The following is an 18,558-nucleotide window of genomic DNA, read 5'->3' on the forward strand; positions in this document are numbered from 1 at the left end:
GTGCTGCACGTGACCGGTGGTCGTCGGGAGCGGGTGCTCCCACCACGGGATCAGCGAGTGGTCGTGACCGGTTCGTCGCTCGTGACGCCGTCTGCTGCGTCGTCGTCGTGCTCCGAGAAGGTGTCCTCGGAGTCTACAACGGAGGTCGGACGGGGCCCGCGACCCGGCAGGTACGGGCTCGGCTCCTTGCCGGTGTGCCGGCGGCTCTGCACCACGAAGATCAGGATGCCGATGACGACCGCGGTGAGGGCCACCCACACGTTGGTGCGGACCCCGAAGAAGGTCTCGCTCGTGTCGACGCGGATGGACTCGAGCACCGAGCGTCCGGCGCCGTACCAGATCAGGTACAGGCCGAGGACCTTGCCCCACTGCAGCGTGAACTTGCGCGCGAGGAACAGGATGACGACGACACCGAGGACGTTCCAGATGATCTCGTACAGGAACGTCGGGTGGAACAGCGTGCCCTCGGGCAGACCCTTCGGGAACGCGGCGTTGCTCGAGTCGATCTCGAGGCCCCAGGGCAGGCTCGTCGGCATGCCGAAGAGCTCCTGGTTGAAGTAGTTGCCCAGGCGGCCGAACGCCTGTGCGAGCAGGACGCCCGGCACCACGGCGTCGATGAACGACGTGAAGCGCAGGCCCACCTGGCGGCAGCCGATCCACGCGCCGACCGACCCGAGGATGAGCGCGCCGAAGATGGCGAGCCCGCCCTCCCAGATGTACAGGAAGGACAGCGGGTCGATGCCGGGGCCGAAGTAGTCGGACACGTGGGTGAACACGTGGAAGAGGCGACCGCCGATGATGCCGGCGGGCACGGCCCAGATCGCGATGTCGATGATGATCCAGCGCTCGACGCCGCGGGCGTTGAGTCGGCGGTTCGCCAGGACGACCGCGGCCACGATCCCGATCAGGATGCAGATCGCGTACGCGTGGATGCGGAAGTCGAGGGGCAGCGACCAGCCGAACGCGTCGCGCAGCCAGGCGGTCAGGTCGAAGTACTGCCAGGCGGTGCTCGGGCTCGGGATGCTCAGGAGGGGCATGGAGGTGCTGTCGCCTTTCGGAACTGACGGGGCGCGGTCGACGTGGCGTCGGCCTCGCTCACTGTAGCGCGGGTCGCGGGCCCGACAGGAACTGGACTAGCGGCGGCGGGCGCCGGTGGCGAGGTCGGCGGCACGGTCGGCCACACCCTGCACACCGAGGTCGGCCAGCGCGCGGACGAACGCGGACCCGACGATGGCGCCGTCGGCGTACTCGAGCACCTCGCCGACCTGCTCGGCCGTCGAGATCCCGAGACCCACGCAGGTGCGCTCGACCCCGGCGTCGCGCAGGCGCGACACCACCGTGCGTGCGGCGACGTCGACCCCGGCCCGGGCACCGGTCACACCCATCGTGGAGACGGCGTAGACGAACCCACGGCTGGCCTCGACCGCCTGGCGCATGCGCTCGTCCGACGAGGACGGTGCCGCGAGGAAGACCCGGTCGAGCCCGGTCCGCTCGGAGGCCTCGGTCCACGCGGAGGCCTCGTCGGGGATGAGGTCGGGCGTGATGAGGCCGGCGGCTCCGGCGGCGACGAGGTCGTCGGCGAAGCGGTCCACGCCGTAGCGCAGCACCGGGTTCCAGTACGTCATGACGAGCACCGGCACGTCGGCCCGCTCGGTGATCTGCTGCACGGCGTCGAAGACCTGTGCGACCCGGAAGCCGTTCGCCAGGCTCTCCTCGGCCGCCCGCTGGATCACGGGGCCGTCCATCACCGGGTCCGAGTACGGCAGGCCGAACTCGATGACGTCCACGCCGTTCTCGGCGAGGGCGACGGCTGCGTCGACGCTCGTCTGCAGGTTCGGGTACCCGGCGGGCAGGTAGCCGACGACGGCTCCGGCGCGCTCGGCGTTGGCGGTGTCGATCGTCGTGGCGACGGTCCGGTTCGTGGTCACAGCTGCACCGCGTTCTCGTCGAGGATGCCGAAGTAGCGACTGGCGGACGCGACGTCCTTGTCGCCCCGGCCGGACAGGTTCACGAGCACGACGCCCTCGGGGCCGAGCTCCTTGCCGAGCTTCATGGCACCGGCGAGGGCGTGGGACGACTCGATCGCCGGGATGATGCCCTCGGTCTGGCTCAGCAGGCGGAACGCCTCCATCGCCTCGGTGTCGGTGATCGGCTGGTACTTCGCGCGGCCGATCGACGCCAGGTACGCGTGCTCCGGTCCGACGCTCGGGTAGTCGAGTCCGGCGGAGATGCTGTGGCTCTCGATCGTCTGGCCGTCCTCGTCCTGCATCAGGTACGACTTCGCGCCCTGCAGCACGCCCTCGCGACCGAGCGTGATGCTCGCCGCGTGCCGACCGGTCTCGACGCCGTCGCCGCCGGCCTCGAAGCCGTGCAGCGCGACGGATTCGTCGTCGAGGAACGCCTCGAAGATACCCATCGCGTTCGATCCACCGCCCACGCAGGCCGCGACGGCGTCCGGCAGGCGTCCGACGCGGTCGAGGACCTGCTGGCGCGCTTCCTCGCCGATGACCTTGTGGAACTCGCGCACCATCTCGGGAAACGGGTGCGGACCGGCGACCGTGCCGAGCAGGTAGTGCGTCGACTCGACGTTGGCGACCCAGTCGCGCAGGGCGTCGTTGATGGCGTCCTTCAGGGTGCGCGAACCGGTCTCGACGGGGATGACCTCGGCGCCGAGCAGGCGCATCCGGGCCACGTTGAGGGCCTGTCGCTCGGTGTCCACGGCGCCCATGTAGACGACGCACTCCATGCCGAACAGTGCGGCAGCGGTCGCGGTGGCGACGCCGTGCTGGCCGGCACCGGTCTCGGCGATCAGGCGGGTCTTGCCGAGCCGACGGGCGACGAGGGCCTGGCCGAGGACGTTGTTGATCTTGTGGGAACCGGTGTGGTTCAGGTCCTCGCGCTTCAGGATCACCCGGGCACCACCGGCGTGCTTCGCGAACCGCGGCACCTCGGTGATGATCGAGGGGCGCCCGGTGTAGTCGCGCTGCAGCTCGTCGAGCTCCGCACGGAACGCCGGGTCGGCCCAGGCCTGGCGGAAGGCGGCCTCGAGCTCGTCGAGCGCGAGGACGAGGGACTCGGGGACGAAACGTCCGCCGAAGTCACCGAAGTAGGGGCCGTGCAGGTCGCGGAGTGAGGTCACGATGTGTCTCCCGGGACGAGTCCGACGCGGCCGGTGGGCCGCGTCGGACGGGTGGAACGTGCGGCCGCGGTCGGCGGCCTCGATGCGTGGGCGGTCCGGGCCGCCGGTCAGCGGCCCGGTGAGCCGGTCAGGCCTGGTCGGCGGCGTCGACGAACGACGCCAGGGTCGCGGCGGGGTCGTCACCCGTCACGAGCGCTTCGCCGACCAGCACGACGTCGGCGCCGGCTGCCCGGTAGTGGGCGACGTCGGCCGGACCGGAGACCGCGGACTCGGCGACCCGCACGACCCCGGTGGGGATGCGGTCGGCGAGCGACCCGAACAGGTCGCGGTCGAGCGAGAAGTCGGTCAGGTCACGGGCGTTGACGCCGAGGATGCGGGCGCCGGCGTCGAGGCCACGCGTGACCTCGTCACCGGAGTGCGCCTCGACCAGCACGCGCATGCCGAGTTCTTCGGCCAGGGTGTGCAGTTCGACCAGGCGGGCCTGGTCGAGCGCCGCCACGATGAGCAGCACGACGTCGGCTCCGGATGCCCGGGCCTCGATCACCTGGTACGGGTCGGCGATGAAGTCCTTGCGGAGCACGGGGACCCCGACGCGGGCCTTCACGGCTTCGAGGTCGGCGAGGCTGCCGAGGAACTTGCGGCCCTCGGTCAGGACGCTGATCGTCGAGGCCCCACCACGCTCGTAGTCGGCGGCGAGGGCAGCCGGGTCGGCGATCGCGGCCATCGACCCGCGGGACGGGCTGGCGCGCTTGACCTCGGCGATGATCTTCACCCGGCCACCCGGGCTCAGGAATGCGAGGGCGTCGAGCGGCGACGCCACCCGGTCGAGGTCGCGTTCGACGTCCGAGTACGGACGGTCGACACGACGGGCGGCGGCGTCCTCGAGCGCGCCCGCGACGAGGGTCTCGAGCACGTTCGGCATCGGGAGACCCCTACTCGCCGTGGTGCTTGGGGACGAACTTCGGACCGTCGACGCCGTAGCCGGCCTTCTTCATCACGCCACCGACGATGAGGCCGATGAGGACGACGCCAGCGGAGGCCCAGACGCCCCACGGCTGGTCGAACCAGAAGAACAGCGTGCCTGCCGCGAATCCGATCAGCATGATCACGACGGCGGTCCAGGCGGCCGGCGAGTGGCCTTCGCCGAGTTCTGCGGGCTCAGTGTTGCTCACGGTGCTCCTCGTTCTGCTCCGGCGTCGTCGGTCGAGCGACGCCCTGTCGATCCTACCGTGTCGTCACTCGGCGCCCCCGCGCCCGCGCCGTCGGCGGTGGTCGGGTCCACGCCCGCGCTCAGGTCGTCCCAGTCGACGACCGCGTCGCGCTGGACGGGTGCTGCTGCACGTGCTGCCGCGGCGGCTCCGGCGGTGGCGGCACCGTACTTCCGGCTCGGGCCGGGCCAGGCGCGCTGGACGACGATGACGACCACGCCGAGCAGCACGGCGAGCACGCCGCCCGCGATCCCGACGGCGGGCCACGGGCTCACGGAGACGCTCGACACGACACCGCGGACGGCGCCGAGGTCACTGACCCCGGCGACCTCGCCGACGGCACCGCGTGCGGCGGCGATGGGGTCGCCGAGGGCGGTGATGCCGCTGACGACCACGCCGAGGCCGAGCAGGATCTCGACGGCGGCGAGCACGATGCGCAGCACCCGTCCCGCGATGGTCATCGCCAGGAAGAGCGCGAGGCTCGCGATCGCCAGCGCGGTGTACTGCGGCACGACCGCCGCCCCGTCGGCCGAGACCGTCGAGGTGACGGCGGCACCCGCGTGCAGACGGACGGTGAACCAGGTCTGGGTCCAGGCGAGCATGATGACGCCGGCGACCAGCAGCCCGGCGACGACGACGATCGGACGCGAGCGCTTCACGAGCGGACCTCGCGCATCCGGTTGGCCGTGGCGACGGCACGCAGCGGGGCGGCGGCCTTGTTGACCGCCTCGACGTGCTCGGTCTCCGGGTCGGAGTCCGCGACGAGTCCGGCACCGGCCTGCACGCGGGCGACGCCGTCCTTGATCAGGGCGGTGCGGATCGCGATCGCCAGGTCGGCGTCACCGGCGAAGTCGAAGTACCCGACGACACCGGCGTACGTACCGCGCTTCGCCGGCTCGAGCTCGTCGATGATCTCGAGCGCACGCGGCTTCGGCGCGCCCGAGAGCGTGCCGGCCGGGAACGTCGCCCGGAACACGTCGATCGCCGAGGCGTCGGGACGCATCCGCCCCTCGACGCTCGAAACCAGGTGCATGATGTGGCTGAACCGCTCGACGGTCATGAACTCGGTGACGCTGACGGTGCCCGGCTCGCACACCTTCTGCAGGTCGTTGCGGGCGAGGTCGACGAGCATCAGGTGCTCGGCGCGCTCCTTCGGGTCGCCGAGCAGGTCCTCGCCGAGGTGGACGTCCGCTTCCGGGGTCGCACCACGCGGGCGGGACCCGGCGATCGGGTGCGTGATCGCGCGGTCGCCCTGCACCTTGACCAGCGCCTCCGGGGAAGCGCCGACGATCCAGAACCGCTCGTCGGCGGTGTCCGCGAGGGCGAGGAAGTACATGTACGGGCTCGGGTTCAGCGTCCGGAGCACCCGGTAGACGTCGAGCGGGTCGGCCGTGACCTCGTGGTCGAACCGCTGCGAGATGACGACCTGGAACACGTCACCGTCGCGGATGAAGCCCTTCGAGCGCTCGACGGCCGCCATGTAGTCGGCCGGGCTCGTGCGGTGGGTCGGGGTCGGCTCGGCGATCTCGAACGCCTCGGCGACGGTCGCGACGCTCGGCTGCACCAGGTCGCCCTGCATGCGGTCGAGGCGCTGCTGCGCGTCCGCCCAGAGGGTGTCCGCGTCGTCGGTGCCGTCGTTCAGCACGCTCGCGACCAGCAGCACGAGACCGGTGCGGTGGTCGAGCGCGGCGAGTTCGGAGACGAACGACAGGGCCTGTCCGGGGACGTCGAAGTCGGCCGGCGGCACGTTCGGCAGGTGCTCGAGCTGCCGCACGGCCTCCCACCCGATGAAGCCGACGGTGCCGCCGACGAGCGGCGGCGAGCCGGGCACCCGCGGTGTGGCCCAGCGCTCGTGCAACCGTGCGAGGACCTCGAGGGGGGCGCCGTCGAGCGACCCGACGGCGCGCTCGGCGTCGATGCCGGTGTCGATCCAGGCCGCACGGTCGCCCTCCTGCGTCAGGACGCCGAAGCTCCGCACGCCGACGAACGACCAGCGTGACCACAGGCCACCCTGACCGGCGGACTCGAGCAGGAAGGACCCGGGGCGGCCGTCGGCGAGTTTGCGGTAGACGCCGACCGGCGTCTCGCTGTCGCCGTACAGCGCGCGGACGACCGGCAGGACGCGGTGGTCGCCGAGCAGGCCGTCGAACTCCGGTCGGGAGGTCGTGTGCGGGGTCTCGGAGATCGTCGCGGTGGTCATCGGGTCGGCTCCACGGCCGTGTCCGCCGGCGCGGACATCGTCACGGGCGCGAGCGGGTCGACGTCGAAGCACCGGTGCGCACCGGTGTGGCACGCAGCCCCGACCTGCTGCACCGTGACGAGGAGCGTGTCGTCGTCGCAGTCCAGTGCAGCACCTCGGACGTACTGGGCGTGTCCCGACGTGTCGCCCTTGCGCCAGTACTCGTTCCGCGACCGCGACCAGAAGGTCACACGGCCTTCGGTGAGGGTGCGGCGGAGGGCTTCCCGGTCCATGTAGCCGAGCATGAGGACGTCCTTCGACGATTCCTCCTGCACGATGGCGGGGAGCAGGCCGTCCGCACCGAAGTGTGCGCGGTCGAGGACCGCCTCGGTGTCGGTGCTGGTGCTGTCGGTCATGAGGCTCCTAGCCTACGGCGGCGGATCAGCGGACGGTGTGGCCGGTCGCGCGGAGCGCGGCCTTCACGTCCCCCACGGTCATCTCGCCACGGTGGAAGACACTGGCGGCGAGGACTGCATCCGCTCCCGCGTCGACGGCCGGGGCGAAGTGCTCGACGCGACCCGCGCCTCCCGAGGCGATCACCGGGACGGACGAGACGGCGCGCACCGCGGCCACGAGTTCGAGGTCGAACCCGTTCTTCGTGCCGTCGGCGTCGATGGAGTTGACGAGCAGCTCCCCCGCGCCGCGCTCGACGGCCTCGCGTGCCCACGCGATGGCGTCGAGGTCGGACTCGGTCCGCCCGCCGTGGGTGGTGACCACGAAGCCCGACGGCATCCGGTCGGAGCGCTTGACGTCGAGCGACAGCACGACGGCCTGGGCACCGAACCGGTCGGCGATCTCGCCGATGAGCTCGTGCCGGGCGATGGCCGCGCTGTTCACGCCGATCTTGTCCGCGCCGCACTGCTGCAGCCGCGAGACGTCGTCGACGCTGCGGACCCCGCCGCCGACGGTGAGCGGGATGAAGACCTGCTCGGCCGTCCGGGTCACGGTGTCGTACATCGTCGCCCGGTTCTCGACCGTGGCGCCGACGTCGAGGAAGGTCAGCTCGTCGGCACCCTGCTCGTAGTACCGAGCCGCGAGTTCGACGGGGTCACCGGCGTCCTGCAGGTCGAGGAAGTTCACGCCCTTGACGACGCGGCCGCCCTTGACGTCGAGGCACGGGATGACCCGGACCGACACGCCACCGGGGGTCACAGGCGTGCGGCGTGGATCGGGCTGACGAGGATCGCCCGGGCGCCGAGGTCGTAGAGCGCGTCCATGATGAGGTTCGCGTCGTCGCGCGGGATCATCACGCGGACCGCGGCCCAGTCACGGTCGTGCAGCGGCGACACCGTGGGTGACTCGATGCCGGACGCCACCGCGGTCGCCTGCTCGAGCAGGGCCGTGGGGACGTCGTAGTCGAGCATCACGTAGCCACGGGCAACGAGGACGCCCTGCAGGCGTCGGCGGAGCACGTCGATGCCCGGGATGGTCTCGTCGGTGGAGACGAGCACCGCGGTCGACTCGAGGATCACCGGGCCGAAGATCTCGAGGCCCGCCTGCCGGAGCGTGCTGCCCGTCGACACGACGTCGGCCACGGCGTCGGCGACCCCGAGCCGCACGGCGCTCTCGACCGCGCCGTCGAGCTTCACGAGCGTCGAGCTGACCCCGTGCTCGGCGAGGAAGGCACCGACCAGGCCGGGGTAGCTCGTGGCCACGCGGACGCCGTCGAGGTCCTGCAGCGAGGCGAACCGACCGGGCGTGCCGGCGAACCGGAAGGTGGAGTCGGCGAAGCCGAGCGCGTCGACCTCGTGCGCCTCGGACCCGGAGTCGAGCAGCAGGTCGCGGCCGGTGATGCCGACGTCGAGCGCGCCGGACCCCACGTACGTGGCGATGTCCCGCGGGCGGAGGAAGAAGAACTCGACGCCGTTGCGCTCGTCGAGCAGGTGCAGCGCCTTCGGGTCGCGGCGGCCGGCGTACCCGGCCTCCCGCAGCATGTCGGACGCGGTCTCGGACAGGGAGCCCTTGTTGGGCACGGCGATGCGGAGCATCAGTGGGTCTGCTTTCTGTGGGGTCGTCGGCGGTCGTCGGTGCGCCGGGCGGCGCTTCCTACAGATGTCGCCAGACGTCCGCCGGGGTGAGCCCCTTGGCGACCATGAGGACCTGGAGGTGGTAGATCAGCTGCGAGATCTCCTCCGAGGTACGCTCGTCGCCCTCGTACTCGGCCGCCATCCAGACCTCGGCGGCTTCTTCCACGATCTTCTTGCCGATCTGGTGCACGCCGGCGTCCAGTTCGGCGACGGTGCCGGAGCCCTCGGGGCGCGTACGCGCCTTCTCGGTGAGCTCCTGGAACAGGTCGTCGAACGTCTTCACGGGGTCCAGGCTACCGGTCTCCGCCGACGCTGCCGACGCACCGTCCGGACGGGAGGCAGTGGTCGCCTCGGTGACGCCGGTGCGCTCCGGCGCTCCCCCGGTCACGAGCGCGCCCGAGCGGCGGCCTCGCGCAGGTCGGCGATGCGCGCGGCGGGTTCGCCGCCGTACACCGCGGAGCCCGCCACCAGGGTGTCGGCACCGCTCCGGACGGCCTCGGGCACGGTGTCGACCGCGATCCCGCCGTCCACCTCGAGCCAGACGTCGAGCCCGGACGCGTCGACGGCAGCGCGGGCGTCGGCGAGCTTCGGCATCACGGACGGCATGAAGGACTGGCCGCCGAACCCGGGCTCGACCGTCATCAGCAGGATCATGTCGTAGGCGTCGAGGTGGTGCAGCACCTGCGTGATCGGGGTGCCGGGCTTCACTGCGACGGCGGCCCGGGCACCGTTCGACCGGATCGCCGCGGCGGTCGCCACCGGGTCGTCGGCTGCCTCGAAGTGGAACGTGACGCTCGACGCGCCCGTCTCGGCGTACTTCGGCGCGTTGCGGTCGGCATCGGTGATCATCAGGTGCACGTCGAGCGGCACCGGCGACACCTGCTGCAGGCGCTGCACGATCGGCAGCCCGAGCGTCAGGTTCGGGACGAAGTGGTTGTCCATCACGTCGACGTGCACCAGGTCGGCGGTCTCGATGCGCTGGAGTTCGCGCTCGAGGTTCGCGAAGTCGGCGGACAGGATGCTCGGCGAGATGCGGATCGTCACCGGGCAAGCCTACCGGCGTGCCGTGGGCCGGGGCCTCAGTCGACGCGACGGAACAGCGCGATGAACATCGCGTCCGTCCCGATCCGGTGCGGCCACAGCTGCGCCGTGGCACCGTCCGCGATCTCGGGGTCGCGCGCGGCGACACCCCGGACGATCGTGGCGGTGTCGAGCTGCTCGAGCCGGTCCCCGTGCCGCCCCATCAGCGCGTCGACCTGGCCGCGGGTCTCGGCCAGGTGCGGCGAGCACGTCACGTACGCCAGGGTCCCACCCGGTGCGAGCACCCGGACGGCGGCGTCGAGCAGTTCGGTCTGCAGGGCAGCGAGCTCCTCGACGTCCTCGGGGAGCTTCCGCCAACGGGCCTCCGGCCGGCGACGCAGCGCGCCGAGCCCGGTGCACGGGGCGTCGAGCAGGATGCGGTCGAAGGTCATCCCGGTGCCGTCGCGGCCGTACCGACGGGCGTCGCCCTCGACGACCCGCACGTGGTCACCGAACACGCCGAGGGCGTTCCGCACGAGTCCGGCCCGGGCGGGCACGAGCTCGTTGGCGACCAGGGTCGCCCCGCCCTGCTGCGCCTCGGCGGCGAGCAGCGCGGCCTTGCCGCCGGGCCCGGCGCACATGTCGAGCCATCGCTCCCCCGCACGCACGTCCGACGAGCGGCTCAGCGCCAGCGCGGCGAGCTGCGACCCCTCGTCCTGCACGCGCAGGCGTCCGGCGGCGACGCCCGGCACGCGCGCCGGGTCGCCGCTGATGCCGCGGATGCCGACGGGCGACACCGGCGCGGCGTCCGCCTGCACGACGGGCTCGTCAGCCCGGACGGGAGGCACGGTGCCGGTCGCGCCGTCGGCCTCCGGTTCGTCGTCCGCGGGCACCAGGGCCGCGGGCACGTCGTCCGCACCGGTCGCGTCGGCGAACGCGGCGTCGGTGTCGTCGTCTGGGGAAGTGCGGGCGGTCGCGGTGGCGATGTCCTCGTCGGTGGCGAGTCCGGGCAGGGCCGCGAGCTGCACCCGGGGTGCGGCGTTGTCGGCGGCGAGCAGGGCGGCGAGCTCGTCGCGGGAGCGCTCGGCGGCCAGGGCGTCGCGGAGCGCCGAGACGACCCAGACGGGGTGCGACCAGCGGGTGGCGAGCAGGGCGTCCCCGGCGCGGCCCTCGGTGATCAGGGCGTCCCACTCCTGATCGGTGCGGGCGGCGATCTTGCGCATCACGGCGTTCACGAACCCGGTCGCGCGGCGGGCGCCGACCTCGCGGGCGAGTTCGACCGTGGCGTCGACGGCGGCGTGCGTCGGCGTGCGCATGGCGAGCAGCTGGTGCGCACCGAGGCGCATCACGTCGAGGACGTCCGCCTCGATGTTCTCGGCCCGGCGACCGGAGGCCAGCGCGATGATCACGTCGTAGCGGCCGAGCATCCGGATCGACCCGTAGGTGAGCTCGGTCGCGAACCCGGCGTCGCGGGCGGTGAGCCCGGCGCGGCGGATGCGCGTCGGCAGCAGCAGGTTCGCGTAGGCGTCGTCCACCTGCACGGCGCGGAGCACGTCGAACGCCACGCGGCGGGCACTCGCCGGACGCGGGCCGCGGCGGGCGCCCTGGGGCTTCGTCTGGGGGCTCATGCGAGGACCTTCCCGTCCAGTTCGCCGAGGCCACGGGCCCAGGCGGCGGCGTCCATCGCCTTCTTGCCGGCCGGCTGCACCTCGAGCAGCACCAGCGGGGTGTCGGCGGTCCCGACCAGCAGCCGACCGCCGTGGAGTGCGAGCGCACCCGGCGCGAGCGACGGGGCGGGGTCCTGCGTGCCTCCCGGCTCCGTCCTGCTGCGGAGCAGCTTCACGCGGGTCTCGCCCAGGTGGGCGTACGCGCCGGGCTCGGGCGTGACCCCGCGCAGCCGCGCGTGCACGACGGTGGCGGGCGCGGCGAAGTCGATGCGGCCGTCGTCGATCGTGAGCTTCGGGGCGACCGTGGGCTCGCCGGACTGCTCGGTCGCGACGGCGGTGCCGTCGGCGATGGCGTCCACGACGTCCGCCACCACGTCGGCGCCGACCTCGGCCATCGCCGCGAGGACCTCGCCCGAGGTCGCCTCGGGGTCGATCTCGAAGGGCGGCGCGGCGTAGACCGGGCCGGCGTCGAGCGCCTCGACCAGCTGGAAGACCGTGGCGGCGGTCCGGGTGTCGCCGGCCATCACCGCACGCTGCACGGGAGCAGCACCGCGGTACGCCGGCAGGTCGGAGAAGTGCAGGTTGATCCAGCCGTGCCTCGGGGCGTCGAGCGCCGGGCGGCGGAGCAGTGCACCGTAGGCGACGATCACGCCGAGGTCGACGTCGAGGTCCGCGATCCGGGCGGTGACGGCGTCGTCGACGCGCGAGGCCTCGATGACCGGCAGTCCGAGCTCCGCGGCCACGACGGCCACCGGGGTCGGGGTGAGGACACGCTTGCGGCCCTGCGGGGTGGCCGGCCGCGTGAGCACCGCGACGATCTCGTGGTCGGACGCCGCCAGACGGCGGAGGGTGGGGACGGCCGCAGCGGGGCTGCCGGCGACGACGAGACGCATGGGCTCGATCCTCCCACGCCGAGGGGCCCACCCGACCCCGACCGCCTGTCCGGAGCACGCGGTGCTCGGCACAGCCTGTGCACCAGCAGAGCGTGGGCTGCGTACGTTCTGGCGGTATCGACGGAAGGAGCACCATGACCGACCGAGACCTACCCATCCCGGACTTCGACCACGTCCCGCTCGGCAACCTGACGGAGCACCTGACGGCCCTCGACCGCGAGCAGCTCGAGGTGCTGCTCGACCACGAGAACGCCCACGGTGCACGGTTGCCGGTGCTGGAGCGGATCCGTCACCGGATCGAGGCCCTGGACGGTGGTGCGGAGCCGACCGGTTCCGTGCCGGAGCACCTCCCCGAGACGTCTGCGGGGGCTTCGGCACCAGCGGACGTCACGCCGGCCACCGCCGGTCCGACGATCAACCCGCCGTCCCACGGCGTGCCCACCAACCCCGCGCAGCCGCGCTGAGATCAGGAGACACCATGAGTGACGTCACCACCGCCACCAACCGGTACGCCGGTTCGTCCGTCCAGAAGGCCGCCCTCGTGGTCGGCATCGTGTTCCTGCTCGTCGGGATCGCCGGGTTCGTCCCCGGCATCACGACCGGTGACCTGGCCGGGGCCGGACACGAGTCGATGGGCATGCTGCTCGGCATCTTCCAGGTGTCCGTGCTGCACAACATCGTGCACCTGCTGTTCGGCGTCGTCGGACTGCTCGCCGCCAACCGTGCCTCCGGTTCGCGGATGTACCTGGTGATCGGCGGGATCGTCTACTTCGTGCTGTGGATCTACGGCCTGTTCACCGCCGGCCACAGCTCGGGTGCGAACTTCGTCCCGCTGAACAACGCCGACAACTGGCTGCACCTCGTCCTCGCCATCGGCATGGTCGCCCTCGGCGTCGTGCTGCCGCGGGAGCGTCGCCGGCCCGCCAACGCCTGACCGACCCGCACCAGCCGGTCGCCGCACGGCGGCAGACCCCGAACGACACCGCCGACGTCCCACGACGTCGACGGTGTCGTTCTGCGTCGTGCAGCAATCGGGCCCGCCCGGGCCCGACGGCGTCAGACCTCGGAGAACGGTTCGGCGTCGTCCAACCGCACCCGCAGCGTCGGAGCGGCCCGTCGGCGGTTGCCGCCCTTGAGCACCCGCCGGGTCGACGAGCGCCGGATGACCTCGGCCTTGAGCGTGGCGGCGACCTCGGCCCCGTGTGCGTACGGGAACCGCACGATCGCCCGGACCGTGCCGGGCAGGGCGTCGTCCTCGACCGGGACCGGGCCGAGCACCGGACCGACGACGGCGTCGCCGAGCGCTTCGACCGCCGCGGTGACGGCTTCGTCGGTACCGGTCATCGTCGCCACCCGGACCGCCGGCGGGAAGTGGAGTTCGCGGCGGTCCGTCAGCTCGTCGTGCGCGGGTCCGTCGAGTCGCCACAGGGCCATCGCCGAGGCCAGCCGCCCGCCGATCCCGACCAGGTACACCTCGGCCCCGGGAGACGACTTCGCCGCCGCGTTCGTCCAGAAGCGCAGGACGTCCTCCTGCACGCGCAGCCCCTCGCGGGCGAGCATCTTCTCACCGTCCAGCAGCAGCACGCAGGCGTAGCCCCCCGGCACCGACGGCTCGGCCCCACGGGTGGCGACGACGACGGACGGGCGGGCGGGGACCTCGTCGAGCGGGCGCGAGCCGTCGGCGACGACGATCCGGGTGCCGGGGAACGCCCGCCCGAGTTCGTCGGCGGTCCGTTGCGCTCCCTGACCGACCGGCTTCACGGTGCCGTTGCCGCACGTCGGGCAGCGGAACCCGACGGCCAGCGCGCCGCAGAAGCGGCACTGGGGCGTGGCGCCACGGTGCGGGCTGCCGAGCGGCCCGCCGCAGACCCGGCAGTGCGCGCGTTCGCCGCACTCGGCACAGACCAGCCCGGTGCCGAAGCCCGGGCTCGCGACCTGCACCAGGACGGCACCGTGCTGGCTGGCCTCGCGCGCGGCACGCCACGCAGAGCTCGGTATGCGCGCCTGCGCGGCGAACCCCTCGGCCCCGGTCTGCTGCACGGTGGGGATGACCTTCGGGGTCTTCACGCGGTACGGCGCGACGTCCTGCAGCCAGTGCAGCTCGACCAGGCGCTGCACATCGGTGCTGCGCGCGTGTGAGACGAACAGCAGCGCGGCACCGGACTGGGCGGCCCGCACCAGGGCGACGTCGCGCGTGTGCACGTAGGGCGCCCGCTGCTCGATGAACGAGGCGTCGCCGTCGTCCCACATGGCGATCAGGCCGAGCTCCGTCGCCGGTGCGTACATCGCCGTGCGGTTGCCGATCGCGACCACCGGGTGCGTGCGGGCCTGCAGCAGTGCCTTCGCGCGCTGCCCGTTCGTCTGCTTCGCGTCGAAGCGCACCACCCGCTCCGGCGGCAGCACGGCGAGCAGGGCACGCTCGAGGTCGATGACGTCGCGGAAGTCCGGAACGGCGATCACCGCGGACTGCTCGGCCGCCACCGTGTGCGCGGCCGCCTGGGCGAGCGTGGCGGCCCACCCCGGGACCCAGACCAGCGCGTCCGCGTCACCCATCGCCACGGGCTGGGGCACGGCGGCGACCGCAGCGCGTCCGTGCTCCGTCACCACGGCCTCCAGGACGCCGTCGGCGTAGCCGGTGACGGGCGGGGCGATCACCGGCGGCGGCGACCACGCGGTGTCACGGGCGAGCCAGGCCTTCTCGGCGCGCACCTGCCGCGGGGGCACGGCGAGGCGCAGGACGTCGGAGGCGACCCCCGCGGCCCGGTCGGCGACGGCACGCGCGAGGGTCCAGATCTCCGGCGCCAGGACGGGCACCGGGGACAGGACGGCCTCGATCTGGCTCAACTCACCTGGGTACTCACCCTCGGTGACGATCTCGACGACGTAGCCGTCGGACATCCGTGCCCCGGTGCGCAGCGGCACCTTGACGCGGACCCCCGCGACGCAGTCGTCCTCGAGCTCGGCCGGTACCCGGTAGTCGAACAGACGGTCCAACTGCGGGAGCGGCGAGTCGAGGACGACGCGCGCGACGGTGGTCACGCGGTGCTTCAGACGGTCGCGGCGACGAGTCCTGCGGCGGCGCGGAGTTCCTCGACACGGTCGAGCTGCTCCCACGTGAACCCGGGGAGCTCGCGGCCGAAGTGGCCGTAGGTCGCGGTCTGCGCGTAGATCGGTCGGAGCAGGTCGAGGTCGCGGATGATCGCGGCCGGACGCAGGTCGAACACCTGGCGGATGGCGGCCTCGATCGTGGCGTCGTCGACGTGTCCGGTGCCGAAGGTCTCGACGTAGAGCCCGACGGGCTTCGCACGGCCGATCGCGTACGCGACCTGCACCTCGAGCCGGTCGGCGAGCCCCGCGGCGACCGCGTTCTTGGCGACCCAGCGCAGCGCGTACGCCGCCGAACGGTCGACCTTCGACGGGTCCTTGCCGCTGAACGCGCCGCCACCGTGACGGGAGGCCCCGCCGTAGGTGTCGACGATCACCTTGCGGCCGGTGAGCCCGGCGTCGCCCTGGGGGCCGCCGATCTCGAAGCGGCCGGTCGGGTTCACGATGACGTCGACGTGCGACGAGTCGAGGTCGACCAGGTCGAGGACCGGACGGATCACGTGCTCGGTGATCGCGGCGGTGAGCTCGTCGAGCGTGACGCTCGGCGAGTGCTGCGTGGAGAGCACGACGGTCTCGACGGTCTTCGGCACGACGCCGTCGTACCCGATGGTGACCTGGGTCTTGCCGTCCGGGCGCAGGAACGACAGCTCGCCCGACTTCCGGACCGCGGCCAGGCGCTCGGCCAGGCGGTGCGCCAGCCAGATCGCGACCGGCATGTACTCGGGGGTCTCGTTCGTCGCGAAGCCGAACATGATGCCCTGGTCGCCGGCGCCCTGACGGTCGAGCGGGTCGACCGCACCGGTGCGGGAGTCGAGCGACTCGTCCACACCCTGCGCGATGTCCGGCGACTGCGCACCGATCGAGACCTCGACACCACAGGTGGCACCGTCGAACGAGACGTCCGACGAGTTGTAGCCGATCCCGGTGATGACGTCACGGACGAGCTTGGGGATCTCGACGTAGCCGGAGGTCGTGACCTCGCCGGCGACGTGCACGAGCCCGGTGGTCACCATTGTCTCGACGGCGACGCGCGCGTTCGGGTCGACCGTGAGCAGTGCGTCGAGGATGCTGTCCGAGATCTGGTCGCAGATCTTGTCGGGGTGCCCCTCGGTCACCGACTCGGACGTGAAGAGGCGGAGAGCAGCTGCAGTCACCGGGATCAGTCGGTGGGCTGCTGCTGCTTGGTGACGGTGAGCTTGTCCTCGTTGATCTCGTGGAGCGCGACGGACAGCGGCTTGTCGTCGATCGTCGAGTCGACGAGCGGTCCGACGTTGTCGAAGAGCGAGCCCTCGTGCAGGTCGGCGTAGTAGTCGTTGATCTGGCGGGCGCGCTTGGACGCGAAGATGACGAGCGCGTACTTCGACTCGACTTTGCTGAGCAGGTCGTCGATGGGCGGGTCGATGATGCCCTGGGGGTTGGCCATGGTGTCTCCTCGAAGTCAGTGCACCCGTCAGGGCGCAGAGAACAAGTCTACGACCTCACGTGCCGCGGTGCCGACATCGGAGTTCACGATCCGCACGTCGAACTCGTCCTGGGCGGCCAGCTCGACCTTCGCGGTCTCGAGGCGACGCGCTTGTTCCTCCGCGGATTCGGTCCCGCGGCCGATGAGCCGGCGCACCAGTTCCTCCCACGTCGGGGGCAGCAGGAACACGAGCACCGCCTCGGGCATGGCGTCGCGGACCTGCCGGGCGCCCTGCAGGTCGATCTCGAGCATGACCTTCTCGCCGGCGTCGAGCGCGCGGTCGATCGGCGGGCGCGGGGTGCCGTAGCGGTACGAGTTGTGAACGGTCGCCCACTCGAGCAGCTCGCGGTCGCGGATCATGCGGTCGAACTCGTCGTCGTCCACGAAGTAGTAGTGCACGCCGTCGACCTCGCCGGGGCGCGGCTTCCGGGTGGTGGCGGAGACGCTGAGGTTGACGTCCGGGTAGTGCTGTCGGATGTGCGCGCTGACCGTGCCCTTGCCGACCGCGGTGGGTCCGGCGAGCACGACGAGCTTCGAGGCACCACGCTTGCGACCGCGGGCGGCGAGCCAGTCGGCCAGGGCCGCGCGCTGCCGGGTCCCCAGGCCACCGAGGCGCTTCGACGGTGCGATCCGCAGGGACCCCATGATCGCCTCGGCTCGCGCGGGGCCGATGCCCGGCAGGCTCACCAGCAGGTCACGGACCCGCAGCGAGCGTTCCGCCGAGGTCGTCTCGACCAGCGAGTCGTCCCACGCAGCACGGGCGACGTCGAGCGCGGAGCGCTCCCCCGACGCGATCGCGGCCTTCACCGCGGCCCGGGCGCGTCGCGCGGCCACGGCGGCCTTCGCCGCGGCGACGCGGTCGACCTCTGGCGGGGTGCGGTGGGCGGGCAGGCCCTCGTGGTCGTCGGTCACGCTGCCGCCGCCAGTGCGCTGCGGATGCGATCGGCGCGGTCGGCGACGAGCGCCGCGGCACCGTCCGGACCGTCGGTCAGCAGGCCGCGCGACTCGCTCACGAGCACCTGCTCGGCACGCGCGCCGTACAGCGCACGGAGGTCCTCGATGCGAGCGCCCTGGGCACCGAAGCCCGGTGCGAGGACCGGCGCGGTGCCGATCGCGTCCGCGTCGATGCCGAAGTCGTCGAGGTGAAGGGTCGCGCCGAGCACGAGCCCGACGTCGCCGAGGGCCTGATCGCCCACGGACCGGTTGTCGTCTGCCACGTCCAAGACGATACCGGCCGCGACCGTCCGGCCGGTACGCGGTCCCTCGGCGAGCACCGCGGTCTGCAGCACCCGGGCCTCGGGGTTGCTCGTCGCCGCGAGCACGAAGACCCCGGCACCGTTCCGGCGCGCGACGTCGATCGTGCCCCGGAGCGAGCCGTACCCGAGGTACGGCGACACGGTCATCGCGTCGGCCGCGAACGGCCCGTCGCGGTCGAGCCACGCGAGCGCGTAGTCGTCACCGGTGGTCCCGATGTCGCCCCGCTTCACGTCGGCGACGACCAGGAGGCCCGCATCGCGTGCCCGGCGGATCGTCGCGTCGAGCGCACGGTAGCCCGCAACCCCCGCCGCCTCGAAGAAGGCGACCTGCGGCTTCACGATCGCCGCGCGGCCGGCGGCCGCGTCGACCAGCGTCGCGCCGAATGCCGTGAGGCCCTGCTCGTCGCGGGCGAGCCCCCACGCCGCCAGGGTGGCGGCGTGGGGGTCGATCCCGACGCAGAGCGGTGAACGCTCCCCCATGGCGGACGCGAGGCGGTCGCCGAAGGAGGCCGGGCCTCCCGACCGGGGCGTGTCCACGATGG

General features: G+C 72.5%; 21 protein-coding genes. 2 read left to right on the forward strand and 19 right to left on the reverse strand.

Annotated elements, in window-relative coordinates; translation table 11 throughout:
* Nucleotides 1–50: 50 nt before the first annotated feature.
* The 14 genes from lgt to fmt all read right to left on the reverse strand — a co-directional run bounded on the left by lgt (nucleotide 51) and on the right by fmt (nucleotide 12,193).
* Nucleotides 51–1,037, reverse strand: a complete 987-nt coding sequence (lgt, locus tag ORG17_RS09565; RefSeq protein WP_214526199.1) for a prolipoprotein diacylglyceryl transferase — start codon at nucleotides 1,035–1,037, stop codon at nucleotides 51–53.
* A 96-nt stretch (nucleotides 1,038–1,133) separates the two neighbouring features.
* Complete coding sequence (gene trpA / locus ORG17_RS09570) at nucleotides 1,134–1,928, reverse strand: tryptophan synthase subunit alpha (protein WP_027465720.1); 795 nt, start codon at nucleotides 1,926–1,928, stop codon at nucleotides 1,134–1,136.
* On the reverse strand, nucleotides 1,925–3,139 hold the full coding sequence (gene trpB, locus ORG17_RS09575; protein WP_071244754.1) for a tryptophan synthase subunit beta: 1,215 nt from the start codon (nucleotides 3,137–3,139) through the stop codon (nucleotides 1,925–1,927). Before trpB ends, trpA begins: the two co-directional genes overlap by 4 nt.
* Before the next feature lie 127 nt (nucleotides 3,140–3,266).
* A complete protein-coding gene (trpC, locus tag ORG17_RS09580) occupies nucleotides 3,267–4,052 on the reverse strand; it encodes an indole-3-glycerol phosphate synthase TrpC (RefSeq protein WP_214526239.1) in 786 nt (261 codons plus the stop codon).
* A gap of 19 nt (nucleotides 4,053–4,071) precedes the next feature.
* A complete protein-coding gene (locus tag ORG17_RS09585) occupies nucleotides 4,072–4,311 on the reverse strand; it encodes an HGxxPAAW family protein (RefSeq protein WP_017887200.1) in 240 nt (79 codons plus the stop codon).
* The gene (locus ORG17_RS09590) at nucleotides 4,308–5,006 is read right to left on the reverse strand and encodes a Trp biosynthesis-associated membrane protein (RefSeq protein WP_110858960.1); all 699 of its coding nucleotides are present in this window, start codon (nucleotides 5,004–5,006) and stop codon (nucleotides 4,308–4,310) included. The genes ORG17_RS09585 and ORG17_RS09590 overlap by 4 nt, the downstream gene beginning before the upstream one ends.
* Nucleotides 5,003–6,547 (reverse strand): anthranilate synthase component I, encoded by a 1,545-nt coding sequence (locus ORG17_RS09595; RefSeq protein ID WP_214526198.1) that lies wholly within the window; start codon nucleotides 6,545–6,547, stop codon nucleotides 5,003–5,005. The genes ORG17_RS09590 and ORG17_RS09595 overlap by 4 nt, the downstream gene beginning before the upstream one ends.
* Nucleotides 6,544–6,942, reverse strand: coding sequence for a phosphoribosyl-AMP cyclohydrolase (gene hisI, locus ORG17_RS09600; RefSeq protein ID WP_110864563.1), 399 nt, complete (start codon nucleotides 6,940–6,942; stop codon nucleotides 6,544–6,546). The genes ORG17_RS09595 and hisI overlap by 4 nt, the downstream gene beginning before the upstream one ends.
* A 25-nt stretch (nucleotides 6,943–6,967) precedes the next feature.
* Nucleotides 6,968–7,723: an imidazole glycerol phosphate synthase subunit HisF gene (gene hisF / locus ORG17_RS09605; RefSeq protein WP_301565212.1), complete on the reverse strand. Its 756-nt coding sequence runs from the start codon at nucleotides 7,721–7,723 to the stop codon at nucleotides 6,968–6,970.
* Between the two features lie 11 nt (nucleotides 7,724–7,734).
* Nucleotides 7,735–8,574, reverse strand: coding sequence for an ATP phosphoribosyltransferase (gene hisG / locus ORG17_RS09610; protein ID WP_027465727.1), 840 nt, complete (start codon nucleotides 8,572–8,574; stop codon nucleotides 7,735–7,737).
* Between the two features lie 58 nt (nucleotides 8,575–8,632).
* On the reverse strand, nucleotides 8,633–8,896 hold the full coding sequence (locus ORG17_RS09615; RefSeq protein ID WP_027465728.1) for a phosphoribosyl-ATP diphosphatase: 264 nt from the start codon (nucleotides 8,894–8,896) through the stop codon (nucleotides 8,633–8,635).
* Nucleotides 8,897–8,997: 101 nt separating this feature from the next.
* On the reverse strand, nucleotides 8,998–9,657 hold the full coding sequence (gene rpe, locus ORG17_RS09620) for a ribulose-phosphate 3-epimerase (protein ID WP_110864565.1): 660 nt from the start codon (nucleotides 9,655–9,657) through the stop codon (nucleotides 8,998–9,000).
* A gap of 35 nt (nucleotides 9,658–9,692) precedes the next feature.
* Nucleotides 9,693–11,261: an RsmB/NOP family class I SAM-dependent RNA methyltransferase gene (locus ORG17_RS09625; protein ID WP_250892083.1), complete on the reverse strand. Its 1,569-nt coding sequence runs from the start codon at nucleotides 11,259–11,261 to the stop codon at nucleotides 9,693–9,695.
* On the reverse strand, nucleotides 11,258–12,193 hold the full coding sequence (fmt, locus tag ORG17_RS09630) for a methionyl-tRNA formyltransferase (RefSeq protein ID WP_214526196.1): 936 nt from the start codon (nucleotides 12,191–12,193) through the stop codon (nucleotides 11,258–11,260). The genes ORG17_RS09625 and fmt overlap by 4 nt, the downstream gene beginning before the upstream one ends.
* A 134-nt stretch (nucleotides 12,194–12,327) precedes the next feature.
* On the opposite strand from fmt, the gene ORG17_RS09635 reads away from it, so the two are divergent.
* Both ORG17_RS09635 and ORG17_RS09640 read left to right on the forward strand, forming a co-directional pair.
* Nucleotides 12,328–12,657: a hypothetical protein gene (locus tag ORG17_RS09635; RefSeq protein WP_110858967.1), complete on the forward strand. Its 330-nt coding sequence runs from the start codon at nucleotides 12,328–12,330 to the stop codon at nucleotides 12,655–12,657.
* Between the two features lie 14 nt (nucleotides 12,658–12,671).
* Complete coding sequence (locus tag ORG17_RS09640) at nucleotides 12,672–13,127, forward strand: DUF4383 domain-containing protein (protein WP_071403720.1); 456 nt, start codon at nucleotides 12,672–12,674, stop codon at nucleotides 13,125–13,127.
* A 122-nt stretch (nucleotides 13,128–13,249) separates the two neighbouring features.
* On the opposite strand, the gene ORG17_RS09645 is transcribed toward ORG17_RS09640, so the two are convergent.
* The 5 genes from ORG17_RS09645 to pyrF are packed head-to-tail and all read right to left on the reverse strand — an operon-like array spanning nucleotide 13,250 to nucleotide 18,553.
* Complete coding sequence (locus ORG17_RS09645) at nucleotides 13,250–15,232, reverse strand: primosomal protein N' family DNA-binding protein (RefSeq protein ID WP_214526195.1); 1,983 nt, start codon at nucleotides 15,230–15,232, stop codon at nucleotides 13,250–13,252.
* A gap of 8 nt (nucleotides 15,233–15,240) precedes the next feature.
* Nucleotides 15,241–16,452: a methionine adenosyltransferase gene (gene metK, locus ORG17_RS09650; RefSeq protein WP_110858970.1), complete on the reverse strand. Its 1,212-nt coding sequence runs from the start codon at nucleotides 16,450–16,452 to the stop codon at nucleotides 15,241–15,243.
* Between the two features lie 5 nt (nucleotides 16,453–16,457).
* Entirely contained in the window at nucleotides 16,458–16,721 is a 264-nt protein-coding gene (rpoZ, locus tag ORG17_RS09655; protein ID WP_017887186.1) for a DNA-directed RNA polymerase subunit omega, read from the reverse strand.
* A gap of 27 nt (nucleotides 16,722–16,748) precedes the next feature.
* The gene (gmk, locus tag ORG17_RS09660) at nucleotides 16,749–17,672 is read right to left on the reverse strand and encodes a guanylate kinase (RefSeq protein ID WP_232536487.1); all 924 of its coding nucleotides are present in this window, start codon (nucleotides 17,670–17,672) and stop codon (nucleotides 16,749–16,751) included.
* Nucleotides 17,669–18,553 carry an orotidine-5'-phosphate decarboxylase gene (pyrF, locus tag ORG17_RS09665; RefSeq protein ID WP_301565211.1) on the reverse strand — a complete coding sequence of 295 codons (885 nt, stop codon included), beginning with the start codon at nucleotides 18,551–18,553 and terminating at the stop codon, nucleotides 17,669–17,671. The genes gmk and pyrF overlap by 4 nt, the downstream gene beginning before the upstream one ends.
* Nucleotides 18,554–18,558 lie beyond the last annotated feature (5 nt).

Origin of the sequence: Curtobacterium flaccumfaciens pv. betae, assembly GCF_026241855.1 — a bacterium.
GTDB classification, from domain to species: Bacteria; Actinomycetota; Actinomycetes; order Actinomycetales; family Microbacteriaceae; genus Curtobacterium; species Curtobacterium flaccumfaciens.